The 16,533-nt window shown below is 70.4% G+C and carries 17 protein-coding genes; 7 read left to right on the plus strand and 10 right to left on the minus strand.

Annotated elements, in window-relative coordinates; genetic code table 11:
* From VK611_19415 to VK611_19430, 4 genes are all read right to left on the minus strand, one after another.
* The coding region (locus tag VK611_19415; protein ID HMG43508.1) for a hypothetical protein at positions 1-524 on the minus strand (524 nt) is incomplete at its 3' end.
* Positions 511-999: a sigma-70 family RNA polymerase sigma factor gene (locus VK611_19420; protein HMG43509.1), complete on the minus strand. Its 489-nt coding sequence runs from the start codon at positions 997-999 to the stop codon at positions 511-513. The genes VK611_19420 and VK611_19415, both read right to left, overlap by 14 nt.
* Positions 1,000-1,138: 139 nt before the next feature.
* Entirely contained in the window at positions 1,139-2,062 is a 924-nt protein-coding gene (locus VK611_19425) for an EamA family transporter (GenBank protein HMG43510.1), read from the minus strand.
* Positions 2,059-2,205 carry a hypothetical protein gene (locus tag VK611_19430; protein ID HMG43511.1) on the minus strand — a complete coding sequence of 49 codons (147 nt, stop codon included), beginning with the start codon at positions 2,203-2,205 and terminating at the stop codon, positions 2,059-2,061. Before VK611_19430 ends, VK611_19425 begins: the two co-directional genes overlap by 4 nt.
* 81 nt (positions 2,206-2,286) lie before the next feature.
* On the opposite strand from VK611_19430, the gene VK611_19435 reads away from it, so the two are divergent.
* Positions 2,287-3,708 carry a PLP-dependent aminotransferase family protein gene (locus VK611_19435; GenBank protein HMG43512.1) on the plus strand — a complete coding sequence of 474 codons (1,422 nt, stop codon included), beginning with the start codon at positions 2,287-2,289 and terminating at the stop codon, positions 3,706-3,708.
* 25 nt (positions 3,709-3,733) lie between these two features.
* Here the strand turns inward: VK611_19435 and VK611_19440 are convergent, their stop codons facing one another.
* Together VK611_19440 and VK611_19445 are read right to left on the minus strand one after the other, a co-directional pair.
* Positions 3,734-4,390 carry a sulfur transferase domain-containing protein gene (locus VK611_19440; GenBank protein HMG43513.1) on the minus strand — a complete coding sequence of 219 codons (657 nt, stop codon included), beginning with the start codon at positions 4,388-4,390 and terminating at the stop codon, positions 3,734-3,736.
* A gap of 70 nt (positions 4,391-4,460) precedes the next feature.
* Positions 4,461-4,913: a hypothetical protein gene (locus VK611_19445; protein HMG43514.1), complete on the minus strand. Its 453-nt coding sequence runs from the start codon at positions 4,911-4,913 to the stop codon at positions 4,461-4,463.
* A 221-nt stretch (positions 4,914-5,134) separates the two neighbouring features.
* Here VK611_19445 and VK611_19450 point away from each other — a divergent pair, with 221 nt between their 5' ends.
* Both VK611_19450 and VK611_19455 read left to right on the plus strand, forming a co-directional pair.
* Positions 5,135-5,770 (plus strand): hypothetical protein, encoded by a 636-nt coding sequence (locus tag VK611_19450; GenBank protein HMG43515.1) that lies wholly within the window; start codon positions 5,135-5,137, stop codon positions 5,768-5,770.
* A 138-nt stretch (positions 5,771-5,908) separates the two neighbouring features.
* Positions 5,909-7,741 carry a glycosyl hydrolase family 18 protein gene (locus VK611_19455; GenBank protein ID HMG43516.1) on the plus strand — a complete coding sequence of 611 codons (1,833 nt, stop codon included), beginning with the start codon at positions 5,909-5,911 and terminating at the stop codon, positions 7,739-7,741.
* Here VK611_19455 and VK611_19460 read toward each other — a convergent pair.
* The gene (locus tag VK611_19460; GenBank protein HMG43517.1) at positions 7,713-8,372 is read right to left on the minus strand and encodes a zf-HC2 domain-containing protein; all 660 of its coding nucleotides are present in this window, start codon (positions 8,370-8,372) and stop codon (positions 7,713-7,715) included. The two genes, VK611_19455 and VK611_19460, sit on opposite strands and share 29 nt — an antisense overlap.
* A gap of 433 nt (positions 8,373-8,805) precedes the next feature.
* Between VK611_19460 and VK611_19465 the strand changes: the two genes are divergently transcribed.
* The 3 genes from VK611_19465 to VK611_19475 all read left to right on the plus strand — a co-directional run bounded on the left by VK611_19465 (position 8,806) and on the right by VK611_19475 (position 11,321).
* Positions 8,806-9,255: a hypothetical protein gene (locus VK611_19465; GenBank protein HMG43518.1), complete on the plus strand. Its 450-nt coding sequence runs from the start codon at positions 8,806-8,808 to the stop codon at positions 9,253-9,255.
* Between the two features lie 420 nt (positions 9,256-9,675).
* The gene (locus VK611_19470) at positions 9,676-10,329 is read left to right on the plus strand and encodes a hypothetical protein (protein ID HMG43519.1); all 654 of its coding nucleotides are present in this window, start codon (positions 9,676-9,678) and stop codon (positions 10,327-10,329) included.
* Positions 10,326-11,321: a hypothetical protein gene (locus VK611_19475; protein HMG43520.1), complete on the plus strand. Its 996-nt coding sequence runs from the start codon at positions 10,326-10,328 to the stop codon at positions 11,319-11,321. The genes VK611_19470 and VK611_19475 overlap by 4 nt, the downstream gene beginning before the upstream one ends.
* Before the next feature lie 153 nt (positions 11,322-11,474).
* Here the strand turns inward: VK611_19475 and VK611_19480 are convergent, their stop codons facing one another.
* The 3 genes from VK611_19480 to glnII all read right to left on the minus strand — a co-directional run bounded on the left by VK611_19480 (position 11,475) and on the right by glnII (position 14,922).
* Positions 11,475-12,287 carry a methyltransferase domain-containing protein gene (locus VK611_19480; protein ID HMG43521.1) on the minus strand — a complete coding sequence of 271 codons (813 nt, stop codon included), beginning with the start codon at positions 12,285-12,287 and terminating at the stop codon, positions 11,475-11,477.
* An 88-nt stretch (positions 12,288-12,375) separates the two neighbouring features.
* Positions 12,376-13,800, minus strand: coding sequence for a type I glutamate--ammonia ligase (glnA, locus tag VK611_19485; protein HMG43522.1), 1,425 nt, complete (start codon positions 13,798-13,800; stop codon positions 12,376-12,378).
* 123 nt (positions 13,801-13,923) lie between these two features.
* Positions 13,924-14,922 (minus strand): glutamine synthetase, encoded by a 999-nt coding sequence (glnII, locus tag VK611_19490; protein ID HMG43523.1) that lies wholly within the window; start codon positions 14,920-14,922, stop codon positions 13,924-13,926.
* 213 nt (positions 14,923-15,135) lie between these two features.
* Here glnII and glnA (VK611_19495) point away from each other — a divergent pair, with 213 nt between their 5' ends.
* Complete coding sequence (gene glnA / locus VK611_19495; GenBank protein HMG43524.1) at positions 15,136-16,482, plus strand: type I glutamate--ammonia ligase; 1,347 nt, start codon at positions 15,136-15,138, stop codon at positions 16,480-16,482.
* The last annotated feature ends 51 nt before the right edge of the window (positions 16,483-16,533 follow it).

Raw genomic sequence — 16,533 nt, forward strand, 5'->3', positions numbered from 1 at the left:
GGGCTGGTGCCGACGAACACCAGCATCACCTCGCCGGTCCAAAAGGCCTTGACCTCCTCGAACGGTAGGGGAGCGTCGGCGATCGTGCGCCACGAGTCGGTGGCGGGGTCGTAGGCGGCGCCGTCGGCCAGCCGCCCGTCGACGTAGTCGCATTGGGCGAGGTCCGGGCAGGGTGGAGCGTCGGTCCCCCCGGCGATCACCATCTCCTCGCCGGTCCACACCGCGGCGGCACCCGACCGGGCCGACAGGGGGCCGTCGGCCAACGGCCGCCAGGTGTCGGGGTCGGCCGGGGCGACGGTGGTGGCGGACCCGGTCTCGACGTCGCTGGGCTCGGCGCCACCCCGGAGGAAGGCCACGGCCCCGGTGACCAGCAGCACGACGACGACGCACGCCGCCGCCAGCGGCAGGTAGCGGCGCTGCCGCTCGGCCGCGGCCCGCTCCCGGATGTCCTCCCAGGCCGCCGTCTCGTCCACCGGCTCCAGCCGCTCGACCAGGGCCTGGCGGATCAGGTCATCGGTGTCCATCGTTGACCTCCAGTTGCGGGGCGAGGGCGCGGCGGGCGTCGTGGAGGTGCGACTTCACCGTGCCCTCCGCGATCCCGAGGATCTCGGCGGCCTCCGCGACGGGCAGGTCGGCGACGTAGAACAGCGCGACCACGGCCCGCTGCTGGCGGGGTAGGCGGCGGAGGGCGGCGTCGAAGTCGACGGCGGGCAGCAGGTCGTCGGCGGCCGCCCGGCGCGGGGCGAGTCGGGGCAGGGCGGCGTCGTGCCGGCGTCGCCCCCGCCGCTGGTTGAGCGCCCGGTTGACCGCCACCCGCCGCAGCCACATCGCCGGGTCGTCGTACGTGCGCACCCGCGCCCAGTGCCGGCTGGCCTGCACGAAGGCGTCCTGCACGGCGTCGGCCGCGGCCTCGGTGCTACCGACGACCACCGACACCGTGTGCACGAGCCTCGTGTACTCGCGACGGAAGAGCCCCTCGAGGCCCTGGTCGTCCGGCATCACGCCCCATTCCACCCCACGACCCCCATCGAGGTTGGGTCGCGGGGTGGGTTCGGCCCCCGGGGTCAGTCGACCTCCGGCGTGTAGCAGAGCAGCACGTTCCCGTTGCCGAACGTGATCGTGCGGTTCAGCTGCAGCTTCACCCGGTCGGTGAGCCCACCAGTGGGTCGGTGCCGACGACGTCGTCTCGACGCGCGCCGGGAGATACCTGGCGGGTCGACAGCCAGGACCCGGCGAGGATCAGCACCAGCCCGGCCAGGGCGCCGACACCTGGGCGCTCGTCGAGGAAGAGGACGCCGAGCGCCACCGCCACCAGCGGGTTGATGTAGGTGACCACCAGCGCCCGTCCGGCGCCCACCGCGGCGACGAGGGCGCCGTAGGCCACCAGGCCGGCGGCGGTGCAGACGAAGCCGAGCACGACGAGGGCCGAGATGGCGGAGCCGGAGGGCGTGGCGTCGGGCGGGTCCAGGGCCGCCGCGGGGATCAGCACGATCGTGGCGACGAGGAGGGCGCCGCCCATCGACGCCCGCGGGTCGAGGTCGGCCAGGTGGCGCTTGAGGATCATGGGCCCGGCGGCGTACCCGAGGGCGGCCAGGACGAGGGCACCGGCGCCGAGCAGCTCGTCGGGCTCGCCCGCCACGTCGACGCCGACCAGCGCCACGACTCCGGCGAGCCCGACCAGCAGCCCGACGAGGCGGCTGCCGCCGACGCGCTCGCTGGCGTCGAAGCGGAGGGCCAGCAGCGCCACGAACAGGGGAGCGGAGGCGATGATGATGGCGGCCAGCGACGAGTCGACGTGCTGCTCGCCGGTCGCGATCAGCGGGAACGGGATCACCAGCTCGGCCAGGGCGAACGCCGCGAGCCACTTCCATCGGCCCACGAGGCTCGGCAGCAGCCCGGCCCGCCACGACAGCCCGAGCAGCGCGGCCGCCCCGATCGTCACCCGCACCCAGGCGAGGAAGGCGGGCGGCACCCCGTCGTCCACCGCCACCTTGATGAACAGGTACGGCAGCCCCCAGATGACGGAGACCGCCACGAACAGCCCCAGGACCTTCCGACTCATGCGCGGTTGTCCCGCCGCTGCGCCCGGGCCGACCGGCGGGAGCGGATGGCCAGCTCACGGGCCGGGCGGAGGTGGGCGTGGTGCCCGGCCATCCGGGTGGTGGCCTCGAAGGCGCTGAAGCTGGTGGTGGAGGTGGTGCTCATGACGTTCTTCCCCTTGCGGTTGCTCACCGTTGTCGGGTGGCAACGTACGACGCAACCGGTATCTCGGTAAGGTCCAATTCCATGCGGGTTGAGTGGGCCGGTTTGAGTCCGGAGCTGCTGCTGCGGCTCGACCGCGACGTCGCCGAGCCGCTGCGGTCGCAGCTGGAGCGGGAGTTGCGGGAGGCGATCCGCTCCGGACGGCTGTCGGCCGACGAGCGCCTGCCGTCGTCGCGGGTGCTGGCCCGGGAGCTCGGTGTGTCCCGCGGCCTGGTGCTCGACTGCTACACGCAGCTCGAGGCCGAGGGCTACCTGACCGCCCGAGGCGGCTCCGGCACCCGGGTGGCGGCCGGCGCGCACATGCCCTCGCCGGCCCCTGCCGTACCTCGGCCCGCCCCCGACCCGGCGCCCCGCATCGACGTCGACTTCCGCCCCGGCCTGCCCGACCTCGGCAGCTTCCCCCGGAGCGACTGGGTGCGGGCGCTGCGCGACGCCGCCCGCGACGCCCCCGACGACGCCTTCGGCTACGGCGACGGCCAGGGCAGCCCTGTGCTGCGGACCGTGCTGGCGTCGTACCTGCGCCGGGTCCGCGGTGCGGCTGCCGATCCCGGGCACGTCGTTGTCTGCAGCGGCTTCCAGCAGGGCTTGAACCTGGCGCTCCGGGCCGTCGCCGCCGAGGGTGTGGAGCGGGTCGCCGTCGAGGACCCGGGCGACGGCGAGCACGCCGTGATCGCCCGTCGCCTGGGCCTGGAGCCGGTCCCGGTGCCCGTCGACGCCGCGGGGATCGACGTCGAGGCGCTCGCTGCCAGCGGTGCCCGGGCCGTGGTGCTCACCCCGGCCCACCAGTCGCCCACCGGCTGCGTGCTCGCCCCCGAACGGCGGCAGGCCCTGGTCGCCTGGGCCGACGCGGCCGACGCCTTCGTCGTGGAGGACGACTACGACGCCGAGTTCCGCTACGACCGCGAGCCCGTCGGGTCGCTGCAGGGCCTGGCGCCCGACCGGGTGGTGTCGATCGGCACGGTCAGCAAGTCGCTGGCCCCGGGGCTGCGGCTGGGCTGGTTGGTCGCCCCGCCGCGGCTCGCGGCGCGGATCGTGGCCGAGAAGCACCTCGACGACCGGGGCTCGCCGGCGCTCGACCAGCTCGCCCTGGCCACGCTGATCGAGTCGGGCCGCTACGACCGGCACCTGCGCCGCATGCGGGCGACGTACGGGCGCCGCCGGGCGACGCTGGTCGACGCGCTCGGCCGCCACGCTCCGCACGTCGGCCTCGAGGGCCTGGCCGCCGGCTTCCACGCGGTTGCCCGCCTGCCTGCGTCGCTCGACGAGGAGGCCGTGGTCGCCGCGGCGCTCGGGCGCTCGGTCGGCCTCTACCCCATGTCCCGGTACCGCTGGCCGGGCCACAGCGGCCCCCCGTCGCTGGTCCTCGGCTTCGGCAACCTCACCGAGAGCGCCATCGAGCGCGGCATCGCCCGGGTGGCGGACCTCTTCGCGGTCCACCGGACGTGAGTCGTCGGTCGCCGGTCGTCAATCGTCAGCCACTGAGGAAGCTGTAGAGGGTGCGGGGGGAGTCGACCACCCGGCTCACCCCGGCGATCACCGGGCTGACCTCGTGCTCGGGGTCGCCCGGGCGCAGCGTGCCGACGAACCAGATCTGCTCGATCGTCGGCGGCCCGACCGCCACCTGCTCCAGCACCGACGGGTCCTGGTCGTGGGCCGCCTCGTACACGGCGGCCAGCGACGTCGACCGGCCCACACCGCCGCTGCAGTGGGCGAACACGCGGCCGTCGGCTTCGTCGACCAGCTCGAGGAAGCGACGGATCCTGCCCGGCGTCGGCGCCTGCCCGTCCTCCAGCGGCAGGGAGAAGTACTCCATGCCGAGCGCCTCGAGGGTCTCGGGGTCGTCCCGGTGGACGCCGTCCTCCCGGACGTCGATCACCGTGGTCACCCCGTGCTCGGCCAGGTCCCGGTAGTCCTGCCGTGAGGGCTGGCCGCCGACGAGCAGCTTGTCGTCGACCATGCGCAGGTGGGTGATGCCCGGCCAACTGTCGCTGCGGAGCTGCGGGTCCTTGCCCGCCCAGCGGGACCCCACGCCGGCCAGCAGGATCACCGCGTTGACGGCGGCGAACAGCGCCAGCCAGCCGCCCACCAGGGCGACCGGGATGCGCAGCAGGCGCGGGATCCGACTCATCCGTCCACGCTACGTGGCGAACGTTCGGGTCCCGTGCCTGCTGGTTGGGGCGGGCGGGTCGTGCCCGGGGCTAGCGCCGCTGTTCGAAGAAGCGGTCGGCCTTGTTGCCGAACAGCACGAACAGGATCAGGCCGGAGATCGCGATCTGCCAGATCGCCGAGAGCGACTCGTTGCGCTGGTCCTCCCAGCTGATCTGCGTGAGGGCGTACACGGCGCCGCCGACGTGCAGCACCATGATGAACGCCACCAGGGCCCGGGCCAGGCGGGAGCCGCGGCCGAGCCCGACGGCCACGAGGGCGGTCAGCACGCCGACGACGATCAGCGCCACCCCGTAGCTGCGCAGCTCCGTCTCGGTCATGCCCAGGTCGTGGCGGACGGAGCGGTCCTCGGCGTTGGCGGCGAAGGCGATGCCGGCGGCGATGTCCGTCACCGCCACGAGCCAGGTCAGGAGCGTGACGATCGTGACGCCGAAGGGCCGCCGCACCGCCGGGGTCAGGGGTGTGGTGGGGAAGGACGTGGCCATGGCCCCAGGATCCTCGGGGTCCCGAGCTACTCCTTCACCCGTCGGGGGTGAACGGCCAAAGCGGCCTGATCGGCGCAACCGGCGTCATGATCCTGCGGTTGCCCACTCTCATGGGGCGTCGCGTCGGGACCGGCGGCGTCCTCGCAGCCCGATATGTGGGGATGGCCCCGGCGCGGCGCCTTCGGGCGGAACCACGTCGGCCCCCGCGGTGTAGGACGGGCATGCGTGCTGCGACGTTCCTGTGCCTGCTCCTGTTGTCGACCGTGCTGGCCGCCGGGCCGGCCGAGGCCAAGGGCGCCCAGTCGGTCACGATCACGGGACCCGGCCTCGACGAGCCGCTCGAGATCGACCTGGCGGGCGGCAACGACGACACACCGTCGTACCTCGTGGTCGCCCTCATGGAACTGGCGAACCCCTACTCCATCAATGCCGGGTTGGACCTCGCTCCAGAGCCTCCGCCTCGACCGCTGAAGGACAGGTACACGCTCACCTGGCAGATGGCCCACCCCACCGACGCCGACCCCTCCGACTCCACAGTGGTCCAGGACGTCTACCCCGACGCCGTCCACAACCCGGTCCTCCACGTCCGCGCCGGCACCTGGCTCGACTCCGACGGCGGCTGGACCGAATCCAGCCCCGCCCTCCGCGACACCCTCGTCGCCCTCGGCGTCCCGTTGTCGGGCGCCCCGTCGCTGGCAGCCACCCGCTCCCCGGCCCCCACGCCCTCCGACACCACGGCGCCGTGGCCCCTCCCGGTCACGACCGCCACCGTCGGCGCTGCCGCCGGCCTCGCCCTCGGCGTCGCCTTCACGAGACGCCGGCTGCGGTCCGGCGCTCAGCTGCCGCCCGGCCGGTAGGTGCCGAGCGTCCAGAGGACGTTCTGCGCCCGTTCCGGGCGAATGTGACCTCCAATCGCACGGATCTATTGACGATGCGTAGGGAACCGCGCTATTTTTGTATGTAAGGAATACTAACAAATGGTTCCGGGGGGAAGCATGGATCGGATCAGGTCGAAGCGACGCCTCGCGGCGGTCGCCCTCTCGCTGCTTCTGGGCTCGTTGGTGGTGGTCTCGTCCGATGCCGACGCCGCGGTCTCGGTGCCGGTCCGGGTCAACGCCAATGGCCCGTCACTCACCGGCAGCGGCGGAGTCGTCTGGTCGGCGGACCAGGCGTACACGTCGGGTAGCTGGGGATACGACAGCCTCTACCACGCCGGATCGACGTCCAGTGCCATCGCCGGCACCACCGACGACGACCTCTACCGGACCTACGACCAGTTCTCCAACGGGGCGGGCTACCGCTTCGACGTGCCCAACGGCTCGTACCAGGTCACCCTGAAGATGGTCGAGGACTGGGCGACGGCCGCGGGCCAGCGTCGGTTCGACGTCCGTCTCGAGGGCACGGTCGTGCTGTCGGCGTTCGACGTCTACGCCTCGTGCGGCCCGCTGACCGCCTGCGATCGCAGCTTCACGACCACGGTGAGCGACGGTCAGCTGAACGTGCAGTTCAGCATGAACGGCGGCGCCGGCTACGCGACGGTGTCCGCCGTCGAGGTCACGGGCACGACCGGCGGCACCACGACCACGTCGACGCCCACCAGCTCCACGTCGTCGTCGACCACGTCGTCGTCGAGCACGTCAACCACGTCGTCCTCGACCACGTCGACGTCGACCTCCTCGACGACCTCGACCACGGTCCCCGGCGGCGGTGGTGGGCGCAACCTCATCGGCTACTTCGCCGAGTGGGGCGTCTACCAGCGGAACTACCACGTCAAGAACATCCACACGAGCGGCTCCGCCGCCAAGCTCACCCACATCCTCTACGCCTTCGGCAACGTGCAGAACGGCCAGTGCACCATCGGCGATCCCTACGCCGACTACGACCGCTTCTACAGCGCCGCCGAGAGCGTCGACGGCGTCGCCGACACCTGGGACGCCGGCGCCCTGCGCGGCAGCTTCAACCAGCTGCGCAAGCTCAAGCAGATGTACCCGAACCTCAAGGTCATCTGGTCCTTCGGCGGGTGGACGTGGTCCGGCGGCTTCAGCCAGGCGGCCCAGAACCCCCAGGCCTTCGCCAACTCCTGCTACCAGCTGGTCGAGGACCCCCGCTGGGCCGACGTGTTCGACGGCATCGACATCGACTGGGAGTACCCGAACGCCTGTGGCCTGAGCTGCGACACCAGCGGCTTCGCCGGCTACCGCAACCTCATGCAGGGCCTGCGGACCAGGTTCGGCTCGGGCAACCTCGTCACGTCGGCCATCACCGCCGACGCCACGTCCGGCGGCAAGATCGACGCCGCCGACTACGGCGGGGCCGCCCAGTACGTCGACTGGTACATGGTGATGACCTACGACTTCTTCGGCGCCTTCGACGCCGACGGGCCCACCGCGCCGCACTCGCCGCTGACGTCGTACCCTGGCATCCCGATCCAGGGCTTCAACAGCGACGCCGCCATCCAGAAGCTCAAGGGCAAGGGCATACCCGGCAGCAAGCTCATGCTCGGCGTGGGCTTCTACGGCCGAGGCTGGACCGGCGTCACGCAATCGGCGCCGGGCGGCACGGCCACCGGCGCCGCACCGGGGACGTACGAAGCCGGGTCCGAGGACTACAAGGTGCTCCGATCCCGCTGCCCGTCCACCGGCACGATCGCCGGCACGGCCTACGCCCACTGCGGCACCCAGTGGTGGAGCTACGACACCCCTGCCACGATCGCCGGGAAGATGACCTACGCGAGGAACCAGGGCCTGCGCGGTTCCTTCTTCTGGGAGCTGAGCGGCGACACGGCGTCCGGCGAGCTGATCACCGCGATGCGCAGCGGCCTGGGCTAGAGCTGAGCGTCAGGCAGCATCGGCCTTCTAGCTGATGCTGCCTGACGCCAGGAAGTCCCCGTCGGGGGTGACGTCGCCGCTCGTCGGCGCCTCGGTGATCGCCAGCTCGGTGATGGTCGCCCACCACCCGGGCCACCGCCTGGCCGCCGTTGTCGGCGAGCGTGGCCAGCACGCCGTCGGGGTCCTCCGTCGCCTGTTGCGCCAGGCTCCCGATGTCCGCGCCGTCGTCCTCGGTGCTCCCCAGCGCGTAGCCGAGGACCCCACCCGTGATGCCCGCGGCCACGAGGCCCGCCGCGGCGACCAGCCACGGACGCCGCGACGGCCGCAGGACGCGTACGTCCGCGACCGGGCCGACGTCCTGCTCGTCCTGCTCGGGCTGCTCGGCCTGCTCGGGCTGCTCGGCCTGCTCGATCGCCACGGCGATCCGCTCCCAGACCGCAGGCGGCGGGGCCTCGTCGGGTGCGAGGACGACGAGGGTCTCGTAGTGGCCGTCGAGCTCGGCTCGGCAGTCGCCACAGCCGGTCAGGTGGTCGTCGACCGCCCGCCGCTCGACGTCCTCGAGCGCGTCGAGCGCGTAGGCGGCGAGGTCGTCCAGCGGATGATCGCCGATCGTGCCGTTGGGACTGCTCACCCGGTCACCCCCTCGGCTTGCAGGGTTTGCCGCAGGTTGAGGAGCCCGCGGCGGAGGCTGCTCTTGACCGTGGCCTCGGTCGTGCCCAGGAGCCGTGCGGTCTCGCGGCAGGAGTGCCCACCGACGTAGGCCAGGAGTACGGCGTCCCGCTCTCCCCATTGCCCACCCCTACTCACCCCAGAAACCCCTACGCCAGGTACCGCCGCAAGTAGAGCGCTCCTCTCGCCGGGTTCCAGACCCCGACTGTCTGGATCACCGAGGCTGAGGCCCCCAGCAACCGACACCCCCGGCTGTTTGAGCTCGAGCTCCCTGCGACAAGCCGGTCGTGGAGCTGATGGGACCCAGATTCGGGCAGCCGTTGCGACCAGTGCCTGACTAGCGGGAATACTCAGTTCTCGATACCCGCAGCGAGACAACGACGTGAGGAGGGGATGTGAGCTGGGACGTGTTCATCATGCGGTTCCCGACCGATCTCTCCGATGCCCGGGACATCCCCAGCGACTGGGAGCCGCCCCGGATCGGCACCAACGCCGAGATCCGCCGGACCTTTCTTCGGCTGCTGCCAGACCTCGTGGTCGACCACGACGGTCACGCACGCTACGAGGGCCCCGGCTTCATCCTCAACGTCGACCTCAGCGGACCCGATGACGAGGTCTCCGAGGCGGTGACCCTTCACTTCTACGGCGGCGGACCCGGCGCCGCCGGCGTGGCCGTGGAGATCACCGAGGCGCTCGCCGCTCGAGCGATCTCCACCGGCGGGGGAGGCTTCCTCGAACGCGCCACAGCCATGGACGATTGGCGGTGGTGGCAGCGCTACCGCGACCACGCGCTCGGCGCCTCCGGTCCGCCTGGGCCCGCGTCAGAGCATGCCGGTGAAGACTGACCGCGCCGGCGCCGGCACGCCGACCGCGGTCATGGGGCCCGGCTGACCGCCAAGGGTCGGCAAACGATCGGCCGCTGGCCGGTCGACGCCACCTGGGGCCGTCGACGAGCTGCTCACCCGGCTCAACGACATCATCGCTGTCGCCGGTCCTGACGGCCGCTACGGCCGCGGCGACGGAACGGTCGCCTGGTACATGTCCCAGCTCCGCAACGCTGGCGTCGTCCTCTCCTCCCGCCCCCTGGTGGACGTGGCGACCGACGTGTCGCTGCAGTTCTGGCCAGGACCAGACGGACACCCGGCCATCACCGGCATCCTCACGTCCTCACCGCCGACGCCGGCCTCGTCCGCGCCTGACCTCCGCCTACAATCCGCGGTTCAGGGACGGCGCAGGTGCATCTCCGAGGGCGAAGGACGGAGCGCATGTCGTGGCGAGCGGTGATGGCGATCGGAGTTGTGGGCCTCCTTCCGTCCGCCGCGTGCGGGGACGGGTCCACGTCCGCCGACGACGCGCTGGGCCCCGGGGTCACGCTGCCGCCCGGGCCCGAGTCGGTGCGGCCCGACATCGAGCGGCTGCTCGACCGCTATGACGCCGTCGTGAACCAGATCGTCGCCGACCCGTCGGTCGCCCGTGACCCGGAGAACCCTCTGATCGAGGAGTACCTCGGGCTGTTCGAGCCCGGCAGTGCCTACGCCGAGGAGCTGATCGACGTGTGGGTCCAGCGGGACGAGGAGGGCCTGGTGACGAAGCCGTTCAGCGACGAGCACCCGGCCAGCACGTCGCGGCTCGACGGGGAGATCCAGGTGCGCTCCGATGAGGAGGTGGCGTTTCCGATCTGTGTGGAGCGCCGCCACCTCGTCTACGACCGCGAGGGCCGACTGCAGCAGCGCACGCCGTACCGGGAGCAGCCCGGTGACGGGGTCGCCGTCCTGGTCGACGGTGATTGGCGGCTCCACGAGCGCGTCGTCTTCAGCGACACCGCCCACTGCGAGACCGAGGGCGAAGGAACCGACGGCACTGAAGGCACCGAAGGCACCGAAGGAACCGAGGACACCGAGGGAGCCGAGGGACCATGAAGATCCGCATCCTCGTCATGGCGCTGATCGCCCTGCTGGGCAGCGCGGTGGGGGTCGTCATGACCACCTCGACGGCGACCGCCGACCACTGCGAGGGCCACACCGGTGGCGACGACTCCGGCACTGACCTCGAGGTCAACTGCCCGCCGGAGGACGACGACCCGCCCGGCGACGACGACCCGCCCGGCGACGACGGTGGTGGTGACGGCGGTGGAGGAGGTGGCTGGACCGCCGAGGCGGTCTGCGCCGAGCAGGCGCCGGGCTGGGCGACCTGCGTGACCGTCGTGCAACTCAACGGCATCCAGCCCAAGGACATGTGCGGCTACGTGCTCCACGAGGACCAGTCGCGGGACACGCTGCTCTACTACCACCCCGACGCTCCCGAGGACGCTGTCCTCATGTACAACATCTGCCCCCGGGACGGCGGCCCGTACTACACGGAGGACACCCAATGGGTGCCGGGCGGCGCGGCGCCACAGCCGCCCACGCCCGCGGAGGTGGCCGAGGAGCTCTGGGGCCACGTCCAGGGTCGACTCGACAACCCCGTGGTCGACGCCTTCCCGGCGGACGGAACGACGGCGATCCTCAACATCCCGACCTTCGTCGTCGTGAACAACTGGCAGGGTTCCATCACGGAGCACGGTGACGCCGGCGGCATCGGCGTCACGCTGACCGCCACCCCGAGCCTGTCGTTCGAGCCCGGCGAGCCCGGCGCGGGCCGGATCACCTGCACGCCTCCGGGCACCCGGTACGACCCGCAGCAGGATCCCCGGGATCTCGCCGGCACACAGGGGGCCTGTGCCCACGCCTACACGCAGCGCACCGACGTTGGCGGCCGCCCGGCGGCGTGGCCCGGCCAGGTGCTCGTCACCTGGACCGCCCACTGGGAGGCCGACAACGGCGAGACCGACGACTTCGACCCGGTCGTGCTGGCCGACGACGTCCCCCGCGCGGTGACCGAGGTGCAGGCGGTCGTGGTCGACTCCGACTGAGACACCGCCTCTTGGGGTCCACCGCCGTCGGGTTCTGTGACCCGGACGTGGAGCGCGCTGGCGCGCTCGAACAGGTGTGACCACAGCCCGGCCGGGATACTGCTGCGCCGCGGGTACACCTGGACGATCTCGGTCGATGGATCGATCAGGGGTTCAGGGCCGGCAGACCATCAGCAGATGGCTGCTGGCGCCGAGGAGCGAGGGCTCCGATTCGATCGCTCGGGCTGCGAACAGGATGGTCTCGCGGTCGGCGGGGTCGTGCCATCGGTCGAAGATGTTGGGCAGCCAGCCGGCGGGGCCTTCGACGCCGAGGACCTCGACGACCTTGAGGCCCACGGCGGTGGCTTCCTGGCGAAGTTCGTCGGGGTCGTGGAAATAGGCGGTCGTGAACCAGTGCGTTCGCCGTTCTGGGTTCCGGTGCTGGCCGTCTTGCAGGTCTTGCTCAACGATGTGGCGGAAGGCCGGATCGAAGAGGAACTCGCGGCCGAGGCCGTCGATCAGCGAGGCGAACCGGGAGATCGCAGCGACGAAGGCGAGACCTCCGGGCCGCAGTGCACGCCGGGCCTCTTTGAGCGCTCGGTGCCGGTCGTCCCGTTCGGTGAGGTGGTAGAGCGGTCCCAACAGGAGCACGGCGTCAGCGCTGTCGGTGTCGACTGGCAAGGCCCGCGCGTCTCCGGTCTCAGCGGTGATGTGTCGCTGCGGGCCCGCAAGCCGCTGGACCTCGGCTACGTGGTGGTCCATCGGGTCGATGACGTGGACCTCGTGGCCGTCGTCCGCGAGCCAGGCGGCGTGCACACCCGTGGCGCCGCCGATGTCCAAGATCCGCAGAGTGCCGGGCGGCAGGTGTCGGCGGATGATCTCCTGTGTGCGCGCGAATTCGAGACGCCCGGCGCCTCGGGTCAGGCGCTCGCTCTCGACGATTTCGTGTTCGTAGTGGTTTCGGATCTCTTCGGGCAGGTCGACCACCGGCGCAGTGTACGAACGCGGACCTCGCGCTCACGCTGGAGTTTGGAGTCAGGACCAGGGCGTATGTCCGGGTGCCCTGGGGGCCGGGTCAGATGTCGTAATAGAGGTTGAACTCCCACGGGTGGGGGCGGAGGCGGATCGCGTCGATCTCGTTGATTCGCTTGTAGTCGAGCCAGGTGGAGATCAGGTCGTCGGTGAAGACGCCGCCGGCACGCAGGAAGGCGTTGTCGGCCTCCAGGGCGGCCAGGGACTCGTCCAAGGAGCCGGGGACCTGGGGGACCGCCGCCAACGCCTCAGGGGGGAGGTCGTAGAGGTCCTTGTCGACCGGGTCGGGCGGCTCGATGCGGTTCTGGATCCCGTCGAGGCCGGCCATCAGCATCGCCGAGAACGCCAGGTACGGGTTGCACGACGGGTCCGGGCAGCGGAACTCCAGCCGCTTCGCCTTGGGTGACTGCGAGTACAAGGGGATCCGCACGGCCGCCGACCGGTTCCGCTGCGAGTACACCAGGTTCACCGGCGCCTCGTAGCCCGGCACCAGGCGCTTGTACGAGTTCGTCGTCGGAGCGGCGAAGGCCAGCACCGCGGGCGCATGCCGCAAGAGCCCTCCGATGTACCACCGCGCCATGTCCGACAGCCCGGCGTACCCCGTCTCGTCGTAGAACAGCGGCTCCCCGCCCTTCCACAGCGACTGGTGGCAGTGCATGCCCGACCCGTTGTCCTGGAAGATCGGCTTCGGCATGAACGTCGCCGACTTGCCGGCCGCCCACGCCACGTTCTTCACCACGTACTTGTAGAGCATCAGCTTGTCGGCCATGCGGAGCATCGAGTCGAACCGCATGTCGATCTCGGCCTGCCCCGCGGTGCCCACCTCGTGGTGGTGGATCTCGATGGCGACCCCCAGCCGCTCGAGCGTCAGGATCATCTCCGACCGCAGGTCCTGGTAGTGGTCCATCGGCGGGACGGGGAAGTAGCCCTCCTTGTACCGCGGCTTGTAGCCGAGGTTGGGCCCCTCGTCCCGGGCGGTGTTCCAGGCCGCCTCGACGGAGTCGACCGAGTAGAACGCCGAGTGCTCGTCCTGCCCGAACCGCACGTCGTCGAAGATGAAGAACTCGGCCTCGGGCCCGAAGTAGATCGTGTCGGCCAGGCCGGTCGACACCACGTAGTCCTCGGCCTTCCGGGCGACGTAGCGGGGGTCACGGGAGTACGACTCGCCGGTCACCGGGTCCTGCACGAAGCAGTTGAGGTTCAGCGTCTTGTGCTGGGTGAACGGGTCGATGACGGCGGTGTTCGGGTCGGGCACCAGGATCATGTCCGACTCCTGGATCTCCTGGAACCCCCGGATCGACGAGCCGTCGAAGCCCGAACCCTCCTCGAAGACGTCCGCGGTGAGCTCCGAAGCCGGCATCGAGAAGTGCTGCATGAGGCCCGGGAGGTCGCAGAACCGCAGGTCGACGATCTCCACCCCCTCGTCGCGAATCAGCCCCAGCACATCTTCGGGCGTGCGGTCTTCCACGGTGGCCACCTCCGGGATTCGTGGGCCATGCGGCCCTCAGAGCCGAAAAAGCAGTGCGCCCCGAGAGGGGGCTCTCGGGGCGCGGAACCTAGTCGAGTCGGCTAGGCGTTTGTTGGAAAAGGGTTATGCAAGGGCGGAGCAGATCGTCTCGATCATCAGCTGCGTGACCTTGTAGGGATCCATGTTGGCGTTGGGCCGACGGTCCTCGATGTAGCCACGCTTGTCGACCTCGACCTGCCACGGGATGCGCACCGACGCTCCACGGTTGGAGACGCCGTAGCTGTACTCGTTCCACGGGGCGGTCTCGTGCTCGCCGGTGAGGCGGTCGGCGATGCCGTGCCCGTAGTTCTCGACGTGCAGCAGCGCCCGGGTGCCGAGTGCCTCGGCGGCGGCGACCACGGCGTCGTAGTCCTCGCGCATCCTGTTGGTCGAGAAGTTGGTGTGCGCACCGGCGCCGTTCCAGTCGCCCTTGATCGGCTTGGGGTCGATCGTGGCGGCGATGCCGAAGTCCTCGGCGACGCGGTAGAGCAGCCAACGGGCGATCCACAGCTCGTCGGCCACCTGGGGGGAGCCCACCGGGCCCACCTGGAACTCCCACTGGCCGGGCATGACCTCGGCGTTGATGCCCGAGATGTTGAGACCGGCGGTGAGGCAGGCGTCGAGGTGCGCCTCGACGACGTCGCGCCCGAAGATCTCGTCGGCGCCGACGCCGCAGTAGTAGCCGCCCTGGGGGGCCGGGAAGCCGAACGGCGGGAAGCCGAGGGGGCGACCCTCCTTGAACAGGTTGTACTCCTGCTCGATGCCGAAGATGGACTCCTGGTCCTTGAACTTCTCCGCCGTCTCGACGCACGCGGCACGCGTGTTCGTCGGGTGGGGAGTCATGTCGGTGAGCAGCACCTCGCTGAGCACGAGGACGTCGTCGCCGCCCCGGATCGGGTCGGGACAGGTGAACACGGGCTGCAGCACACAGTCGGACGCCTCGCCGGGCGCCTGGTTCGTGCTCGAACCGTCGAAGCCCCAGATGGGCAGCTCGCCGCCGTCGGGGACGATCTTGGTCTTCGAGCGCAGCTTGGCGGTGGGCTCGGTGCCGTCGATCCAGATGTACTCGGCCTTGTAGACCATCGAGGAAGGGCCTCCGGTTGCGCGGATGTTGGGGTCAGATGCCGGGGCCGACGGACGCAGAACTCGTGGTACGAGGTCGATCTCCGCCGCGCCGTTTTACCGGTCGCAAGGCTCTCAGCAGGGCGTTTCTCTCCTGTTGCTCGGATGTGAACGCTGTGTGAACCGAAACATGGGAACTTGCAGGCCAGCCGTGGTGCACGCAGGATGCGACTCATGGAGAGCACCGAACGGCAACGCGAGTACGTGCTGCGCACGGTCGAGGAGCGCGGCGTGCGCATGGTGCGACTGTGGTTCACGGATGTTCTCGGCCAGCTCAAGTCGTTCGCCATCTCGCCGGCTGAGCTGGAGAACGCGTTCGACGACGGCATGCGCTTCGACGGCTCGTCGATCGACGGTTTCAGCCGAGTCCAGGAAGCCGACGTCCTCGCCAAGCCCGACCCGAACAGCTTCGAACTGCTCCCCTGGGCCGACCATCTGGGCATCTCGGCCCGTATGTTCTGCGACATCGTCAACCTCGACGGATCCCCCTTCAGCGGTGACCCGCGGCAGGTCCTCCGGCGCAACCTCGACAAGGCCCGCGCCCGGGGCTTCAGCTTCTATGCGGCGCCCGAGATGGAGTTCTTCTACTTCGCCAACGGCGACCCCACGAACGGTGTCCCGGAGCCACTGGACCGGGCGTCGTACTTCGACCTGACGACGGCCGACGTGGCCACCGACATGCGGCAACGCACCATCCACACGCTGGAGGCGATGGGGATCCCGGTGGAGTACAGCCACCACGAGGACGCACCCAGCCAGCACGAGATCGACCTCCGCTACACCGACGCCCTGACCATGGCCGACAACGTCATGACCTTCCGGCTGGTGGTGAAGGAGGTCGCCCTCGAGAAGGGCGTCCACGCCACGTTCATGCCCAAGCCCCTCACGGGCGAACAGGGCTCCGGCATGCACACCCACTTCTCGTTGTTCGAGGGCGACACCAACGCCTTCTACGACCCGGGCGACGAGCAGCACCTGTCGAAGATCGGTCGTTCGTTCATCGCCGGTGTGCTGACCCATGCCAAGGAGATCACCGCCGTCACAAACCAGTGGGTGAACTCCTACAAGCGCTTGGTCATCGGCTACGAGGCGCCCGTCTACGTCTCGTGGGCCCGCAACAACCGTTCGGTCATCGTCAACATCCCGCCGATCAAGCGGGGCAGTGCCGACGGCGCCCGCATCGAATACCGGGCCCCCGACCCGGCCTGCAACCCGTACCTCGCCTTCTCGGTGATACTCGCCGCCGGACTCAAGGGCGTCGAGGAGGGATACGACCTCCGACCCGAGACCGGCGTGAACCTCTACCAGCTCACGGACGAGGAGCGCATGGCAGAGGGCATCGAGCTCCTCCCTCAGTCCCTGTCCGAGGCTCTCGACGCGATGGAGCGCTCCGAGCTCGTGGCCGACGCGCTGGGAGAGCATGTGTTCGAGTGGTTCATTCGCAACAAACGGGTGGAGTGGATGGAATACAAGGCGCAAGTGACGCAGTTCGAGCTCGACCGGTACCTCACCCGCTTGTGAACATGTCGGCGGTAGACAATCTGCGTGGACCGACTCCTGGCCGCGCACTTG

This window comes from Acidimicrobiales bacterium, assembly GCA_035316325.1.
Classification (GTDB): domain Bacteria; phylum Actinomycetota; class Acidimicrobiia; order Acidimicrobiales; family VFJN01; genus DASXTK01.